Annotated in this window: 15 protein-coding genes; 11 read left to right on the top strand and 4 right to left on the bottom strand. The window is 71.8% G+C overall.

What is annotated here, in order from left to right:
• The first annotated feature begins 1 nt into the window (after position 1).
• The 5 genes from H9641_RS19925 (at position 2) to H9641_RS03595 (ending at position 5636) form a co-directional block, all read left to right on the top strand.
• On the top strand, positions 2-1132 hold the full coding sequence (locus H9641_RS19925) for an iron chelate uptake ABC transporter family permease subunit (protein ID WP_225219882.1): 1131 nt from the start codon (positions 2-4) through the stop codon (positions 1130-1132).
• Positions 1129-2229 (top strand): FecCD family ABC transporter permease, encoded by a 1101-nt coding sequence (locus H9641_RS03610; protein WP_318244362.1) that lies wholly within the window; start codon positions 1129-1131, stop codon positions 2227-2229. The genes H9641_RS19925 and H9641_RS03610 overlap by 4 nt, the downstream gene beginning before the upstream one ends.
• Before the next feature lie 116 nt (positions 2230-2345).
• Positions 2346-3242: an ABC transporter ATP-binding protein gene (locus H9641_RS03605; protein ID WP_191801075.1), complete on the top strand. Its 897-nt coding sequence runs from the start codon at positions 2346-2348 to the stop codon at positions 3240-3242.
• A gap of 73 nt (positions 3243-3315) precedes the next feature.
• Positions 3316-4647: a serine--tRNA ligase gene (serS, locus tag H9641_RS03600; protein WP_191801073.1), complete on the top strand. Its 1332-nt coding sequence runs from the start codon at positions 3316-3318 to the stop codon at positions 4645-4647.
• A gap of 206 nt (positions 4648-4853) precedes the next feature.
• Positions 4854-5636 carry an HAD family hydrolase gene (locus H9641_RS03595; RefSeq protein ID WP_191801169.1) on the top strand — a complete coding sequence of 261 codons (783 nt, stop codon included), beginning with the start codon at positions 4854-4856 and terminating at the stop codon, positions 5634-5636.
• A 111-nt stretch (positions 5637-5747) separates the two neighbouring features.
• On the opposite strand, the gene H9641_RS03590 is transcribed toward H9641_RS03595, so the two are convergent.
• A complete protein-coding gene (locus tag H9641_RS03590) occupies positions 5748-6674 on the bottom strand; it encodes an IclR family transcriptional regulator (RefSeq protein ID WP_191801071.1) in 927 nt (308 codons plus the stop codon).
• Positions 6675-6856: 182 nt separating this feature from the next.
• On the opposite strand from H9641_RS03590, the gene H9641_RS03585 reads away from it, so the two are divergent.
• Positions 6857-7423 (top strand): DJ-1/PfpI family protein, encoded by a 567-nt coding sequence (locus H9641_RS03585; RefSeq protein ID WP_191801069.1) that lies wholly within the window; start codon positions 6857-6859, stop codon positions 7421-7423.
• A 122-nt stretch (positions 7424-7545) separates the two neighbouring features.
• On the opposite strand, the gene map is transcribed toward H9641_RS03585, so the two are convergent.
• Positions 7546-8328 (bottom strand): type I methionyl aminopeptidase, encoded by a 783-nt coding sequence (map, locus tag H9641_RS03580; RefSeq protein ID WP_191801067.1) that lies wholly within the window; start codon positions 8326-8328, stop codon positions 7546-7548.
• A gap of 250 nt (positions 8329-8578) precedes the next feature.
• On the opposite strand from map, the gene H9641_RS03575 reads away from it, so the two are divergent.
• The 5 genes from H9641_RS03575 to H9641_RS03555 all read left to right on the top strand — a co-directional run bounded on the left by H9641_RS03575 (position 8579) and on the right by H9641_RS03555 (position 14298).
• A complete protein-coding gene (locus tag H9641_RS03575) occupies positions 8579-9580 on the top strand; it encodes a LacI family DNA-binding transcriptional regulator (protein WP_318244361.1) in 1002 nt (333 codons plus the stop codon).
• Positions 9581-9817: 237 nt separating this feature from the next.
• Positions 9818-11221, top strand: coding sequence for an ABC transporter substrate-binding protein (locus H9641_RS03570; RefSeq protein ID WP_191801063.1), 1404 nt, complete (start codon positions 9818-9820; stop codon positions 11219-11221).
• An 81-nt stretch (positions 11222-11302) separates the two neighbouring features.
• Positions 11303-12286 (top strand): carbohydrate ABC transporter permease, encoded by a 984-nt coding sequence (locus H9641_RS03565; protein ID WP_191801061.1) that lies wholly within the window; start codon positions 11303-11305, stop codon positions 12284-12286.
• Complete coding sequence (locus H9641_RS03560; RefSeq protein WP_191801059.1) at positions 12283-13221, top strand: carbohydrate ABC transporter permease; 939 nt, start codon at positions 12283-12285, stop codon at positions 13219-13221. The genes H9641_RS03565 and H9641_RS03560 overlap by 4 nt, the downstream gene beginning before the upstream one ends.
• Positions 13222-13404: 183 nt before the next feature.
• Positions 13405-14298: an EamA family transporter gene (locus tag H9641_RS03555; protein WP_318244360.1), complete on the top strand. Its 894-nt coding sequence runs from the start codon at positions 13405-13407 to the stop codon at positions 14296-14298.
• A 57-nt stretch (positions 14299-14355) separates the two neighbouring features.
• Here H9641_RS03555 and H9641_RS03550 read toward each other — a convergent pair whose 3' ends face one another.
• Both H9641_RS03550 and H9641_RS03545 read right to left on the bottom strand, forming a co-directional pair.
• Positions 14356-15024, bottom strand: a complete 669-nt coding sequence (locus H9641_RS03550) for a bacterial proteasome activator family protein (RefSeq protein ID WP_191801057.1) — start codon at positions 15022-15024, stop codon at positions 14356-14358.
• A gap of 55 nt (positions 15025-15079) precedes the next feature.
• Positions 15080-16057 (bottom strand): NAD(P)H-quinone oxidoreductase, encoded by a 978-nt coding sequence (locus H9641_RS03545; RefSeq protein WP_191801055.1) that lies wholly within the window; start codon positions 16055-16057, stop codon positions 15080-15082.
• Positions 16058-16234: the final 177 nt, after the last annotated feature.

The following is a 16234-nucleotide window of genomic DNA, read 5'->3' as shown; positions in this document are numbered from 1 at the left end:
GATGACGACGACCGAACGTGCCCCCGCGGGGGCGGCCCCGAGCGGCGCGTCGCACGACGCGACCGCCGGGGGTGGTCCGGCCGCCCCCGCGCAGGCCCCGACCGCGGACAGGGCGCCCGGTCTCGCCGCGACCAACGCCTCGCGGACCGCGTGGCTGCTCGTCGCCGTCGGCGTCCTGGTCCTGATGCTCTTCGTGAGCCTCGCCGTGGGCTCCAAGACGATCCCGCTGGCCTCGGTGTGGTCGGCGCTCGTCGGAGCCCCCGGCGCCGACCCGAACGACGTGGTCATCCTGCGCGACCTGCGCCTGCCCCGCACGGCCCTCGGCCTCCTGGTCGGGGTCGCGCTCGGCCTCTCGGGCGCGCTCATCCAGGCCCTGACCCGCAACCCGCTCGCCGACCCCGGCATCCTGGGCGTCAACGCGGGCGCGGGCTTCGCGGTCGTGATCGGGGTCGCGACGTTCGGCGTCGTCAACATCCAGCAGTACATCTGGTTCGCGTTCCTGGGGGCGATCGTCACGACGGTCGTCGTGTACCTCATCGGCTCGCTCGGGCGCGGGGGCGCGACGCCCGTCCGGCTCACGCTCGCCGGCATCTCGATCGGGGCGGTGCTGGGCGGGATCTCGTCCGGCATCACGCTGCTCAACCCGCAGGTCTTCGACAAGATGCGCTACTGGGGGGCGGGCACCCTCAGCAACCGCTCGTGGGAGATGGTCGGGACGGTCACGCCGTTCATCCTCGTGGGCGTCGTGCTCGCGGTCGTCGCGGCGCGCCCGCTCAACGCGGTCGCGCGGGGCGACGACCTGGCCCGGTCGCTCGGCGCCCACATCAACCGGACCCGCACGATCGTCGTGATCGCCGTGACGCTCCTGTGCGGCGCCGCGACCGCGGCCGCGGGCCCCATCGGGTTCGTGGGGCTCATGGTCCCGCACGTCGCACGCTGGATCGTCGGCCCGGACCAGCGGTGGATCGTGTCCTACACGCTCGTCCTGTCGCCCGTCCTTCTCCTGGTGTCCGACGTCGCAGCGCGCCTGGTCCTGCGGCCCGCCGAGCTGCAGGTCGGCATCGTCACGGCGTTCGTCGGCGCCCCGGTCCTCATCTGGCTCGTGCGACGCAGGCAGGTGAGCGGGCTGTGACGGCTCCTGTGCAGACCCCGGCCCCGGTCACCGACCGCGCTCAGGCCGAACGGCTCGACTTCGGTCGGCCGACCCGCGTCCTGCGCTCGCGCCGAGGACGGTTCTCCGCGCGCCTCGACGTGCGCGCCGCCGTCGTGACGCTCGTGCTGGTGCTGCTCGCCGCGGCGGTCGGCGTCGTGGCGCTCGGCGTGGGCGACTACGCCGTGGCGGTCCCCGACGTGCTGCGCGCCCTGACGGGCGAGGCCTCGGACGTGGTCCGCATGGTCGTCGTCGAGTGGCGGCTGCCACGCGTCCTGCTCGCGATCCTGCTGGGCGGCGCCCTGGGGATGAGCGGCGCGATCTTCCAGTCGCTGACCCGCAACCCCCTCGGCAGCCCCGACATCATCGGGTTCAACACGGGCGCCTACACCGGTGCGCTCGTCGTGATCCTGGTCCTCGGCGGCTCGTACGGCGCGGTCGCGGCCGGGGCCATGATCGGCGGGCTCACGACCGCGGGCATCGTCTACCTGCTCGCGTACAAGAACGGCGTGCAGGGCTTCCGGCTCATCATCGTGGGCATCGCGATCAGCGCGATGCTCGCCTCGGTCAACACGTGGCTCATCCTCAAGGCCGAGCTCTCGCGCGCCATGGCCGCCGCGACCTGGGGAGCGGGCAGCCTCAACGGGCTGTCGTGGACCCAGGTCCTGCCGGTCGTGCTGATCCTCGCGGTCCTCGTGCCCCCGCTGTTCCTCCTGGGGCGACGCATGAACGTCCTCGAGATGGGCGACGACGCCGCGCAGGCCCTCGGGGTCCGCTCCGAGCGCACGCGGCTCTCGCTCGTCGTCGTGGGGGTCGCGCTGACCGCGCTCGTCACGGCGGCGGCCGGCCCGATCGCGTTCATCTCGCTCGCGGCCCCCCAGCTCGCGCGGCGTCTCACGCGCGGCGCGACCGTCGGCCTCGCGTCCTCGGCCGCCATGGGCGCGGCGCTGCTCGCCGCGAGCGACCTGGTCGCCCAGCGGGCCTTCGCACCCACCCAGCTGCCCGTGGGCGTCGTGACCGTGAGCATCGGCGGCTGCTACCTCGTGTGGCTGCTGGCCCGGGAGGCGAGGCGACAGTGAGCACCTGGACCCGACCCGCGACCCGCCGGCCCGCGACCCGCACGGGCCCGGCCGCCCCGACCGCACCGGCCGCCGACGCACCCCCGACCAGCCCCACCCCTCCCGAGGAGACGGCGATGACCGCCACGACGCACCCGGTGACCACGACCCCGGCCGAGGCCGACGCGCCCGCGGCGAGCCCCGCCGTCGGGCAGGGAGCCCCTCCGCAGGCCGCCCCCGCGGCCCCGGGCGAGCCCCGGCTGCGCGCCGAGGGCCTCAGCATCGGGTACCACGAGCGCATCGTGTCCCAGGGGCTCGACGTCGCGATCCCCGACCGGTCCTTCACCGTGATCGTCGGGCCCAACGCGTGCGGCAAGTCGACGCTGCTGCGCGCGCTGTCGCGCCTCCTCACCCCGAGCGCCGGGCAGGTCGTGCTCGACGGGAAGACCATCACGTCGTACAAGGCCAAGGAGGTCGCGCGCCGGCTCGGGCTCCTGCCCCAGACGTCGATCGCGCCCGACGGCATCACGGTCGCGGACCTCGTGGCGCGCGGCCGCTACCCTCACCAGAAGCTCCTGCGGCAGTGGTCGCGCGACGACGAGGACGCCGTCGTGCGGGCGCTCGCGGCCACGCAGGTCACGCCGCTGTCGGCGCGGCCCGTCGACGAGCTGTCGGGCGGGCAGCGCCAGCGCGTGTGGGTGTCCATGGTGCTCGCTCAGGAGACCGAGCTGCTGCTGCTCGACGAGCCCACGACGTTCCTCGACATCGCGCACCAGATCGAGCTGCTCGAGCTGTTCGGCGACCTCAACCGCGAGGGGCGCACGCTCGTCGCGGTGCTGCACGACCTCAACCACGCGTGCCGCTACGCGACGCACCTGGTCGCGATGAAGGACGGCGCCGTGGTCGCGCAGGGGGCTCCCGGGGAGATCGTGACGGCCGAGCTCGTCGAGGAGGTGTTCGGGCTGCGGTGCACGATCATCGACGACCCGGTCACGGGGACGCCGCTCGTGATCCCGCTGGGCCGCCGGGGGTGACCGGCCCGCCCGCCGGACGTGCCGTCGGCGGGCCCCGTGCCGCGCCCTCCCGCACGTTGGATACCCTCTAGTGGTGATCGATCTTCGACTTCTGCGCGACAACCCCGACGTCGTCCGCGCCAGCCAGGTGGCTCGCGGCGACGACCCCGCCCTCGTGGACCAGGCGCTCGACGCCGACTCCCGCCGTCGCAGCGCGCTGACGGACTTCGAGCAGATGCGCGCCGAGCAGAAGTCCCTGGGCAAGAAGGTCGCCCAGGCGCAGGGCGAGGAGAAGACCGCCCTGCTCGCGCACACCAAGCAGCTCGCCGAGGGCGTCAAGGCCCGCCAGAAGGACGCCGACGACGCCGAGGCGCAGCTCAAGGACGTCCTCTACAAGATCTCCAACGTGATCGAGGGGGCCCCTCCGGGCGGCGAGGACGACTACGTCGTGCTCCGCGAGGAGGGCACCATCCGCGACTTCGCGGCCGAGGGCTTCACGCCCCGCGACCACCTCGAGCTGGGCGAGGGCCTGCGCGCGATCGACACCGAGCGCGGCGCCAAGGTGTCGGGCGCGCGGTTCTACTACCTCACGGGCATCGGGGCGCGCCTCGAGCTCGCGCTGCTCAACGCCGCGATGGACCAGGCGATCCAGGAGGGCTTCACGCCCGTCATCACGCCCACGCTCGTGCGTCCCGAGATCATGCAGGGCACGGGCTTCCTGGGCGCCCACGCGGACGAGATCTACCGTCTCGAGGCCGACGACCTGTACCTGGTCGGCACGAGCGAGGTCGCGCTCGCGGGCTACCACTCGGGCGAGATCCTCGACCTGTCGGACGGCCCCAAGCGCTACGCGGGCTGGAGCGCGTGCTACCGCCGCGAGGCCGGCTCGTACGGCAAGGACACGCGCGGCATCATCCGCGTGCACCAGTTCCACAAGGTCGAGATGTTCAGCTACATCGACCCGGCGGACGCCGAGGCCGAGCACCAGCGCCTCCTGGGCTGGGAGGAGGCCATGCTGCGCAAGTGCGAGCTGCCGTACCGCGTGATCGACACTGCCGCGGGCGACCTGGGGTCGAGCGCTGCCCGCAAGTTCGACTGCGAGGCCTGGCTGCCCACGCAGGAGCGCTACCTCGAGCTGACGTCGACCTCGAACTGCACCACGTTCCAGGCCCGCCGCCTGGGCGTGCGCGAGCGCGTCGAGGTGGACGGCAAGACGGAGACCCGCACGGTCGCCACGCTCAACGGCACGCTGGGCACGACGCGCTGGATCGTCGCGATCCTCGAGAACCACCAGCAGCCCGACGGCTCGGTCCGCGTCCCGGAGGGCCTGCGGCCCTACCTGGGCGGGCTCGAGGTCCTCGAGCCGGTCGCGCCGTCGGCCTCCTCGGGGGGTTCGTCGAAGGGCTCCTCGAAGGTCACGGAGTGACGGGTCCGCAGGAGGGCCTGGACGTCACCAGCACCACCCGGCCCGACGGCGCCGCGCCCGCAGGCGAGCCCTCGTACCCGGGCGAGGTGGCGCCGTCGGGCACGGACCGTGCTCCTGGTGACGGTGCCGTGGCGCCGCACCCGGGTCGGACCACCGGTCCTGACGCGGCCCCGACCGCGAACCCGGCCCGCCCGGGGGAGGGCCCGCTGCTCGTCGCGCTCGACATCGACGGGACCATCCTGAGCCACGACGACGTCCTGAGCGACGGCGTCGTCGAGGCCGTCGCGGCTGTGCGTGCGGCCGGGCACCACGTGATGCTCTCGTCGGGACGCTCGCTCATCGCGGTCCTGCCCGTCGCCGAGCGCCTCGGCCTCGCCGAGGGGTACATGGTGTGCTCGAACGGTTCCGTGACGGCTCGCTTCGACGACGCGTCGCCCACGGGCTACGTGGTCGACGAGGTCATCACGTTCAACCCCGAGGGCGCGCTGCGGCTCCTGCGCGACGAGCTGCCCGACGCGCTCTTCGCGGTCGAGGACGTGGGCGTCGGCTTCCGCATGAACGACCTCTTCCCGCACGGCGAGCTCGACGGCGTGCACCGGGTCGTGGACTTCGAGGAGCTGTGGTCGGGCGAGGTCACGCGTGTCGTGGTGCGCAGCCCGGGCTCGACGAGCGAGGAGTTCAGCGAGCTCGCGCGGTCGCTCGGGCTGAGCGACGTGACGTACGCGGTCGGCTGGTCGGCGTGGATGGACATCGCGCCGCTGGGCGTGACCAAGGCGAGCGCGCTCGAGCGCGTGCGCGGTCTGCTGGGGGTCGCTCCGGGCGCGACCGTGGCCGTGGGTGACGGCAGCAACGACATCGACATGCTGCGCTGGGCCGGTCGCGGGGTGGCCATGGGCCACGCCGACCCCGAGGTCAAGGAAGCGGCCGACGAGGTCACGGGAAGCATCGACGAGGCCGGTGCGGTCGCGGTGCTGCGGAGCCTGGTCTGAGGGCTCGCGGGCCGTCCCCGAGGTAGAGGCCTGACGTCGAGGTAGAGGGCCAGAGGCCTCTACCTCGACCCGAACCCTCTACGTCGCGGCGTGGGGCGCGCGCGACCCGGCTCAGACCGCCGTGAGCCGCCGACCCACGTGCCAGGCGCCACGACGGACCGCCCGCTCGAGCGCCCCGCCCCGCACCGCGAAGTCGGTCGCGCTGACCGACACCGACACGGCCCCGACCGTCGCGCCGCCCACCTGCACGGGAGCGGCGACGCACGCGAGCCGTGGCATGTACTCCTCGACCTCCACCGCGAGCTGCTGGGCCCGGACCTCGTCGAGCTCCTCGCGGAGCCGGCGGGAGCCGGTCACGCTGCGCCGGGTCACGGCGTCGAGCCCGTGGCCCGCGACGTAGGCATCGAGCTCGGCGGTGCTCATGCCCGCGAGCAGGAGCTTGCCGAACGCGGTCGTGTGCGCGGCCTCGGCGAACCCCACGTGCAGCTCGCGGATACGGGGTCGGCGCGCGGACTCGCTGATGTGCGCGACCACGATCTGCTCGTCCCGGAACAGCGTGAGGTAGGCGGGGGCGTCGGTCCCCGTGTGGAGGGCGTCGAGGACCTCGACGACCTGCGGCGTCGGCAGGATCTGTCGTCGGAGCGCCGAGCCGAGCACCTCGACCGACCTCCCGAGCGCGTAGGTCGCGTCGGGTCGGCGGACGAGATACCCGTGCGACCGCAGCGTCCCGAGGAGCCGGTAGGCGGTCGCTGACGAGACCTCCAGCGCTGCGCCGACGTCGCGAGCCGTGACGCCCTGGGGCGCGGCACCCACGAGAGCGAGGATCTGCAGCACGCGGTCGGCAGACCGCAGGCCGCCGGCGCCGTCACGGGCAGCGTCCGGCGCCGTGCCGTGGCCGGTGCCGCGGCCCTGCACCGCAGGTCCCGCACCAGCTCCCATGAGGCGGACGTCCGCCTCGTCGACCGGTGCCGGGCCGCCTCGCCGCGCACGCGCACCAGCTCGGGACGGGGAGGCGGCTCGCCGCGACGTTGCGGTCATGGGGCGAGCATAGCGACGCCCGGCGCGGAGGTGCGCGGCGGCGTCGGGCACGCGATTCTCACCTGGTGCGAACCGCCCTTGCTCCGCGCCGACGCCCCGGCGCACGCTGGGGGGACCGGAGGCGCCGACGCCGCCGGACGCTCTCGCGCAGCGCAGCGCGGTGACATGCACGGAGGTGCGGCATGGCTCCCAAGGTGATCCTCCTGACCGGTGACGGCGGCGAGACCCTGGAGGTCTTCTACCCCTACCAGCGGCTGCTGGAGGCAGGCTACGAGGTCGACGTCGCGGCGCCCTCGAAGCGCAAGGTCCAGCTCGTCGTGCACGACTTCGTCGAGGGGTTCGACACGTACACCGAGAAGCTCGGCCACACGCTCGCGGCCGACGTCGCGTTCGCCGACGTGGACCCGTCGGAGTACGTCGCGCTCGTGGTGCCGGGCGGTCGCGCCCCGGAGTACATCCGGAACGACCCCGACGCGCAGCGGATCGTCCAGCACTTCTTCGCCGCGGGGGCACCGGTCGCGGCGATCTGCCACGGACCCATGCTGCTCGCGGCGGCGGGGGTGCTCGAGGGGAGGACGTCGTCGGCCTACCCGGAGCTGCGGCTCGACGTCGAGGCGGGCGGCGGGATCTTCGAGGACGGGGCCGGCGTCGTCGACGGCAACCTGGTCACAGGGCGCGCCTGGCCCGACCACCCCGCCTGGATGCGCGAGTTCATGAAGCTGCTCGAGGCCGCCGCGCCCGTGGGGTGAGGCCCTCTCCCCGGCCGCGAGGTGGAGGGGACCCGGCGAGGTAGAGGGGACCCGTCGAGGTAGAGGGCCGGAGCCCTCTACCTCAACGTCGGCCCTCTACCTCGCGGCCCCGGGGCGAGGCGTCAGTCGCGCGCCGTCAGGACGAGCGGCCCGTCCTCGGTGATCGCGACGGTGTGCTCCGAGTGCGCGCCGCGCGAGCCGTCGGCGCTGCGCAGCGTCCAGCCGTCGGGGTCGGTGAAGATCTCGTCGGTCGTCTCGAGGAACCACGGCTCGATCGCGATCACGAGGCCCGGCTTGAGCGGGAACCCGCGGCCCTTGCGGCCGTCGTTGGGCACGTGCGGGTCGCCGTGCATGGTGCGGCCCACGCCGTGCCCGCCGAAGTCGGTGTTGATGCGGTAGCCGGCGCCGTGCCCGACGGCCGCGATCGCGGCCGAGATGTCACCGATCTTGTTGCCCGGCTGCGCGGCCGCGATGCCCGCGGCGAGCGCGTCCTGCGTCGCCTCGATGAGCTTGCGGTCGGCGGCACCGCGGTCGCCCCCGCGCGGGTTCCCGACGACGAACGACACCGCGCTGTCGGAGACCCAGCCGTCGACCGACGCCGCGAAGTCGAGGCTCAGCAGGTCGCCGTCCTGGAGGCGGTAGTCGAACGGCAGGCCGTGCAGGACCGCGTCGTTGACCGAGGTGCAGATGACCTTGCCGAACGGGCTCGCCCCGAACGAGGGGTGGTAGTCGATGTAGCACGACTCGGCGCCCCGCTCCTTGATCATCCGGTGGGCCAGGGCGTCGAGCTCGAGGAGGTTGACGCCGACCTTCGCGGCGGCGCCGACCTGCGTGAGGACGTCCGCGACGAAGCGGCCGGCCGGGCGCATCTGCTCGATCTCGCGGGGGGTCCTCAGCTCGATCATGGTGTTCCTCTCGGTGCGTGCTCGGGTGTGCCGGGTCCGCCGCGGGGTTCCGCAGGGCTCTCCGACCTGCTCCCAGGGTGTCACGGGAGGGCAGGCGAGGCGCAACTCCCCGGGGTGCGGCGGGTGCCGGCGCAGTCCGGTCGCGAGACGGTGGGCGCCTGGGCGGGGCGCGCGCGAAGGATGCCTGCGCGGTGTGCGCAGGCGGGGCGCGAATCGCTTCTGGCCCCCGCGCGGGGGAGAATCGCTCCTCGTGGCAGGAATCGACGAGGTAGCGCAGGCGGCCGGGGTCTCGACGGCGACCGTCTCGCGAGCCCTGCGCGGACTCCCGAACGTCTCGGCGGCGACGCGCGCACGGGTCCGGGCCGTGGCCGAGGAGCTGGGGTACGTCCCGTCGCCGTCTGCGGCCTCGCTCGCGACGGGCAGGACCCGCACGATCGGCGTGATCACCCCGTGGGTCAGCCGCTGGTTCTTCGCCAACGTGATCGAGGGCGCCGAGCGGGCGCTGCGCTCGGTGGGCTACGACGTGCTGCTCTACACGTTCGAGGTGGGGGAGGACCGGCCGCGGCGCAAGGTCGACCCCACGGTGCTGCGGCGGCGCGTCGACGGGACCCTGGTGGTGGGGCTCCCGCTCGACGACGACGAGGTCCGCTCGCTCGTCGACCTGGGCACCCCGCTCGCGTTCGTGGGCTCGGGCCCTGCGGACCAGGTCACGGTCCGCCTCGACGACGTCCGCACGGGCTCCCTCGCGACGTGGCACCTGATCGACCTGGGCCACCGCGTGATCGGGCACGTCACGGGCATGCCTGACCTGGTCTCGTCGTGGTCGCCGCCCGTCGGGCGCTCGACGGGCTACGAGCGCGCGCTGGTCGCCGCGGGCCTGGAGGTCTCGGCCGGGCTCGTGGCCAACGGGGGGTTCGACGTCGAGGGCGGACGGTCGTCGACCAGGGAGCTGCTGCGCCGCAGGCCCGACGTCACGGCGATCTTCGCGGCCTCGGACGAGATGGCGATGGGAGCGATCCTCGCGGCCCGAGACCTGGGCCTGGACGTGCCGGGAGACCTGTCGGTCATCGGGGTGGACGGGCACGACCTGGGCGAGCTGGTCGGGCTCACGACGATCGGGCAGGACGCGTACCAGCAGGGTGCCGATGCCTCGATGCTGCTCATGGAGATGATCAACGGCGCGCCCGTCCCGGAGAGCCTGACGTACCCGACGCACCTGGTCCGACGGGCCTCGACCGCCCGTCCTCGCTGACCCCGGTTCCGCAGCGTTCCGGGCTTTCGCAGGTCACGGTGGTGGGAGCGCGACCACTCTGGGCGGTTGCGAGGCGTCATGAGTAACGGAATCGTTACTGAAGTGACCCCTGCTTGTGCTTGCGCAACGACGATGTAAACGCTTGCATGAGCAGTGGGGCGGTCGCGTCGGACGATGCGCCGCGACACTTGCGGGCCGACCGCGATGTCAGCACCACAACGTTGTGGAGGAAATGTCATGGCAAGAAGCACACTGTCAGTCAAGCGCCGCACACTTGCGGCAGTCGCAGGCGGAGCAGCGCTCGCGATCGTCCTGACCGCCTGCGGCGGCAGCGACGACGGAGGCGGGGAAGGCGACACGGAGGCCGCGCCGGTCGACTGCGCCGCGTACGAGCAGTACGGCGACCTCGAGGGGAAGACGGTCACGGTCTACACGACGATCGTCGACACCGAGGCGGACCAGCAGCAGCAGTCGTACGAGCCGTTCGAGGAGTGCACCGGCGCGACGATCGAGTACGAGGGCTCCAAGGAGTTCGAGGCACAGCTGCCCGTGCGCATCCAGTCCGGCAGCGCGCCGGACATCGCCTACATCCCCCAGCCGGGCTTCCTCAAGAGCCTCGTCCAGGACTACCCGGACGCGATCCTGCCCGTCGGGGACGCCGCGTCGGAGAACGTCGACACGTACTACACCGAGTCGTGGCGCGACTACGGGACCGTCGACGGAACCCTGTACGCGACCCCGCTCGGCGCCAACGTGAAGTCGTTCGTCTGGTACTCCCCGTCGATGTTCGAGGAGGCCGGCTACGAGATCCCGACCACCTGGGACGAGCTCGTCGCGCTCTCCGACCAGATCGTCGAGGACAACCCCGAGGGCGACGTGAAGCCCTGGTGCGCCGGCATCGGATCGGGCGAGGCCACGGGCTGGCCCGCGACCGACTGGATGGAGGACGTCGTCCTCCGCACGGCCGGCCCCGAGGTCTACGACCAGTGGGTCAACCACGAGATCCCCTTCAACGACCCGCAGATCGCCGACGCACTCGCCTCGGTCGGCTCGGTGCTGAAGAACGAGAACTACGTGAACGGCGGCATCGGCGACGTCTCGTCGATCGCGACGACCGAGTTCACCGAGGGTGGCTACCCGATCGTCGACGGTCTCTGCTACATGCACCGTCAGGCATCGTTCTACCAGGCCAACTGGAGCACCCTCGACCCCGACCTGAAGGTCGCCGAGGACGGCGACGTCTTCGCGTTCTACTTCCCGGGTGAGTCGGCCGACGCCGAGAAGCCCCTGCTCGGTGGCGGCGAGTTCGTCGTCTCGTTCGCCGACCGCCCCGAGGTCCAGGCCTTCCAGGCCTACCTCACGAGCCCCGAGTGGTCCAACGCCAAGGCGACCGCCACCCCCCAGGGATGGCTCAGCGCCAACAAGGAGCTCGACAAGAGCCTCCTTCAGTCGCCCATCGACCAGCTCTCGTACGAGCTGCTGACGGACGACAGCTACGTGTTCCGCTTCGACGGGTCGGACATGATGCCCGCCGCCGTGGGAGCCGGATCCTTCTGGACCGAGATGACGGAGTGGATCGCGAGCAACAAGTCGGACACCGCGGTGCTCGACGCGATCGAAGCATCGTGGCCGACGTCCTGACCACCTGCTGATTCCTGACCTACGATCCACAGATGGGGGCCCGCCACCATGGCGGGCCCCCATCGCACGAAGGAGTGCTCCATGGACTGGTTACTGAACCCCGAGGGGACGGGTGGGAAGTTCGCGGTCATGATCGTCGCGATCCTGCTGTTCGTCGTCGTGATGGGGGTGATCCTCCTTCTGGCGGACCTCCCCAAACGGGTGCCCAACTGGGTGATCGCCGCCGTCTTCGCCGGGCCGGCTCTCCTGCTCATAGGATTCGGCCTTCTCTATCCCGGCCTCAAGACCGTCCGGGACTCCTTCTACAACCGCACCAGCACGGAGTTCGTCGGGCTCGACAACTACGTCACGGCGCTGACGCGGGACGAGTTCCAGATCGTCCTGCGCAACACGGCGGTCTGGGTCATCGTCGTCCCCATCGTCTCCACGTTCCTCGGGCTCCTGTACGCGGTGGTCGTGGACCGTTCGCGCTTCGAGAAGTTCGCCAAGTCGCTGATCTTCCTCCCCATGGCCATCTCGATGGTCGGCGCGGGCATCATCTGGAAGTTCATGTACGAGTACAAGGCGGCGAACTTCGACCAGATCGGTCTGCTGAACCAGATACTCGTCTGGGTGGGGCTCGAACCACAGAAGTTCCTGCTCGACGCCCCCTGGAACACGTTCTTCCTCATCGTCGTCATGATCTGGATCCAGGCGGGATTCGCCATGACGATCCTCGCCGCGGCGATCCGGGGCATCCCTGACGACATCGTGGAGGCCGCGCGTCTCGACGGCGTCTCCGGGACCAGGATGTTCCGGTACATCACCGTCCCGAGCATCCGTCCCGCGCTGATCGTGGTGCTCACGACCATCGCGATCGGCACCCTCAAGGTCTTCGACATCGTCCGGACCATGACGGGTGGACGCTTCGAGACGTCGGTCGTGGCCAACGAGTTCTACACGCAGGCGCTCCGACAGGGTGAGAAGGGGCTCGGCGCCGCGCTCGCCGTCATCCTCTTCGTCCTGGTCATCCCGATCATCATCTACAACGTCCGTCAGCTCCGGGCGTCGGAGGACATCCGATGAGTATCCCGATCCCCGACACCACGATCGTCGACGAGACGCCCGAGCAGGGCAAGGGCGTCGGCAAGCTCGACCGGCTCGACCGTCGGGCCGGGGCCCTGCGACGCACGACGAGCTCGAAGAGCGCGTCGATCATCGCGATCGTCCTGGCGGTTCTCTGGACCATCCCGACCTTCGGGCTGCTCGTCACGTCCTTCCGACCGGCACGCGAGATCCGTCGCACCGGGTGGTGGACCGCGTTCAGCAACCCCGAGTTCACGCTCGAGAACTACTCGGACGCCCTGTACGGCAGCTCGACCGACTTCGCCAGCTACCTGGTCAACTCGTTCGTGATCACCCTGCCCGCGGTCATCATCCCCATCACCCTGGCGCTCCTCGCGGCCTATGCGTTCGCGTGGATCGACTTCCGGGGCCGGAACATCCTGTTCGTCGCGGTGTTCGCACTGCAGATCGTCCCCATCCAGGTGACGCTCGTCCCGCTGCTCTCGCAGTACGTGAACTGGGGGATCGACGGCTCGTTCTGGCCCATCTGGCTCTCGCACTCGATCTTCGCGCTGCCGCTCGCGATCTTCCTTCTGCACAACTTCATGAAGGACATCCCGCGCGAGCTCGTCGAGGCGGCCCGGGTCGACGGTGCGGGCCACGTGCGGATCTTCTTCACGGTCCTCATGCCGCTGCTGGTCCCGGCCATCGCGGCATTCGGGATCTTCCAGTTCTTGTGGGTGTGGAACGACCTGCTCGTCGCCCTGACGTTCGGGTCGGCGCGCGACGTCGCTCCGATCACGGTCCGTCTCGCCGAGCTCTCCGGGTCCAGGGGCGCCAGCTGGCACCTGCTGCCGGCAGGGGCTTTCATCGCGATCATCGTGCCGGTCATCGTCTTCCTGGCGTTGCAGCGGTACTTCGTGCGAGGTCTCCTGGCAGGTTCCGTCAAGGGGTGAGTCTCGGTGCTCCGCCGTCGGGCGGGGTTGTTCGCACGGCCTTCCATCCGGCCCCTCGTTCCTCGGGCCCCTGCCAGGCCCGGCCACGGCCGCGCGAACAACTCCGCCCGACGACGTCGCGCGTCACACCACGTCGGGTGCTGCTGGTCCCGTGGTCGGCAGGGGCCGACGTAGGGTCGTCGGGTGCTCTCTGGCCCCAGCCGTGCGCTGGCTTCCGCTGCGGGGCGGGTCCCGCCGCCCGCCCTCTTCGTCGTCTCCGGGCTGACCCAGTACCTCGGCGCCGCGATCGCGGTGGGGCTGTTCGCGGTCGTCGGCGCGCCCGAGGTCGCCTGGCTGCGCATCGTCGTGGCGGCCGTGCTGCTCCTCGCGTGGCGTCGCCCGTGGCGGCAGCGCTGGACGTGGCGCACCCTCGCATGGGCCGCGGTGTTCGGTGTGGCCCTGGCCGCCATGAACGTGACGTTCTACGTCGCGATCGACCACCTGCCTCTCGGTTCGGCGGTCGCGATCGAGTTCATCGGTCCCGTGGCGGTCGCGGCGATCACCGGGCGGGGCTGGCGTGAGCGCGGGGGCATCGCGGTTGCTGCGGCGGGTGTGGTGCTCCTCGCGGGCGTCACGCTCACGTCCGACCTGCCTCGCGAGGACGTCGTGATCGGGCTCGTCGCGATCGCCCTGGCGGCGGCCTGCTGGGCCGCGTACATCCTGCTGGGCCGTCGTGTGGCACTGGCCGGGTCCGGCGTCACGTCGCTCTCTGTCGCGATGGCCGCGGGTGCCCTCGTCTTCGCGCCGTTCCTCGCGCCGTCGTCAGGGGCCGTGCTCGAGGACTGGCAGCTGCTCCTCGCGGTCGTCGGGATCGCCGTCTGCTCGTCGGTCGTCCCGTACGTGCTCGAACAGCTCATCCTGCGCAGGGTCAGCGCGGCGACGTTCTCGGTGCTCCTCGCGATGCTGCCCGCGACCGCGGTGGTGATCGGCGCCGTCGTGCTCCAGCAGGTCCCCTCGTGGCTCGAGCTCGTCGGCCTGCTCCTGGTCTCGGGAGCCATCGCGATGACGGCTCAGCGCACGGACCCGCCACCCGCGTAGGTCGCACGCACGCGACCAGGTCCCGCGCAGCAGCCGCTGCACCTCGGATCCCGGACCTCAGAGGTACTGGCCGGGCGAGGGGCGCCCGTCGTCGCCCTCGCGCGGAACGCCCGGCTGCGGGGGCTGTCCGGGGTGCCCGGGCATGCCCGGGACAGGGATCGTGCCGGGCGGCAGCGCACGGCGGATCTGCGAGAGCTGGGCCTGCGCCGCCATCTGCTGGGCCACGAGGGCCGTCTGGATGCCGTGGAACAGTCCCTCGAGCCAGCCCACGAGCTGGGCCTGTGCCACGCGGAGCTCCGCGTCGGACGGCACCGCGTCGTCGGTGAACGGCAGCGAGATGCGGTGGAGCTCGGCGACGAGGTCGGGGGAGAGCCCCTCCTCGAGCTCCTTGAGGGACCTCTCGTGGATCTCCGCGAGGCGGCTGCGTGCTGCCTCGTCGAGCGGTGCGTCGCGGACCTCCTCGAGCAGACGCTTGATCATGCCGCCGATCCGCATGACCTTCGCGGGTTCCTCGATGACCGCGCTCGGGTTGCGGTCCTCGTCGGTCGAGTCGTCGCTCGCGACGACCGAGACCCTCGTCCCGTCCGGCCCGACGACCGTGACGCGCTGGGTCTCGCCCTCGGTCGTCGGGGCGCCCTCGGCGCTCTCCGGCGCGCTCTCCGGGGGAGCCTGCTCTCCGGGCTCGTTCGGGTCAGAGGTCTGGTCGGTGCGCGGCTCGTCGCTCATCGCCCCAGTCTGACCCGAACAGGCGCCCGGCGCGACGGTCGGGGCGAACCTTGCGTCAGGGAAGCAGGAGAACCTTGCCGAACACCTCGCCCGACTCCAGGAGCCGGTGCGCGTCCGCGGCACGCTCCAGGGGCAGCCTCGCGTGCACGACGGGCCGTACGCGCCCGTCGGCGACCAGGGGCCAGACGTGCTCGAGCACGTCGCGGACGAGCCGGGCCTTCTCCTCGGCGGGCCGCGCACGCAGGGTCGTGCCGCTCACCTGGGCGCGCTTGGCGAGCAGCATCGCCAGGTCGAGCTCACCGCGACGTCCCCTCTGCATCCCGATCACGACCAGCCGTCCGCCCGTCGCGAGCACCCGGAGGTTGTCGGGGAGATAGGCGGCCCCGACGACGTCGAGCACCACGTCCGCGCCGGCGCCCCCGGAGGCGTCGCGCACGGCCGCGACGAAGTCCTCGGCCCGATGATCGACGGCGGCCTCCGCGCCGAGCGTGAGGCAGCGTGCCGTGCGCTCGGGACCGCCCGCGGTCGCGATCACCCGGGCGCCGAGGGCCGCACCGATCTGCGTGGCGACCGACCCGACGCCCCCTGAGCCGCCGTGCACCAGCAGGACCTCGCCCCGGGCGAGGCGCCCGACGTCGACCAGGTTGCTCCACGCGGTGCAGACCGCCTCCGGCAGGGCGGCCCCGTCGACGAGCGCGACGCCGTCGGGCAGTGGGAGCACCTGGGACGCCCGGACGCAGACCTTCTCCGCGTAGCCTCCCCCGTCGAGGAGGGCGACGACCTCGTCGCCGACGTCCCACTCTGTGAGACGCGGGCCAACGGCAGAAATCACCCCAGAGACCTCGAGACCCGGCCATACCGGGGCGCCCGGCGGCGGAGGGTAGTGTCCGGCGCGTTGTAGCAGGTCAGCAGGGTTCACGCCACTCGAAGCGACGTCGATCACGACCTCCCCAGGACCCGGTTCGGGGTCGGGGAGTGTGGACATGGTGAGTTTCTCTGGCCCGCCCGGGGCCGCTATCGTGACGGCTCGCACACAAAAGACACTACGTCCTCGTCGGCGAGGATTCGTGTCGGTCAGCGGAGAGCCGAGGCTCGACGTACCACCTTGCCCCGGATGACCGGATTAGGTCTGCGGGGCAAGTGCACCGATAGTTAGTACGCACGTCTGGCGCGTGGGGGACGGTCGGAGGCGATCGGGACCCACGAACTT

Origin of the sequence: Oerskovia merdavium (assembly GCF_014836755.1) — a bacterium.
GTDB classification, from domain to species: domain Bacteria; phylum Actinomycetota; class Actinomycetes; order Actinomycetales; family Cellulomonadaceae; genus Oerskovia; species Oerskovia merdavium.
Note: the sequence above shows the minus strand (reverse complement) of the source record. Positions and strands in the feature narration are given on the sequence as shown.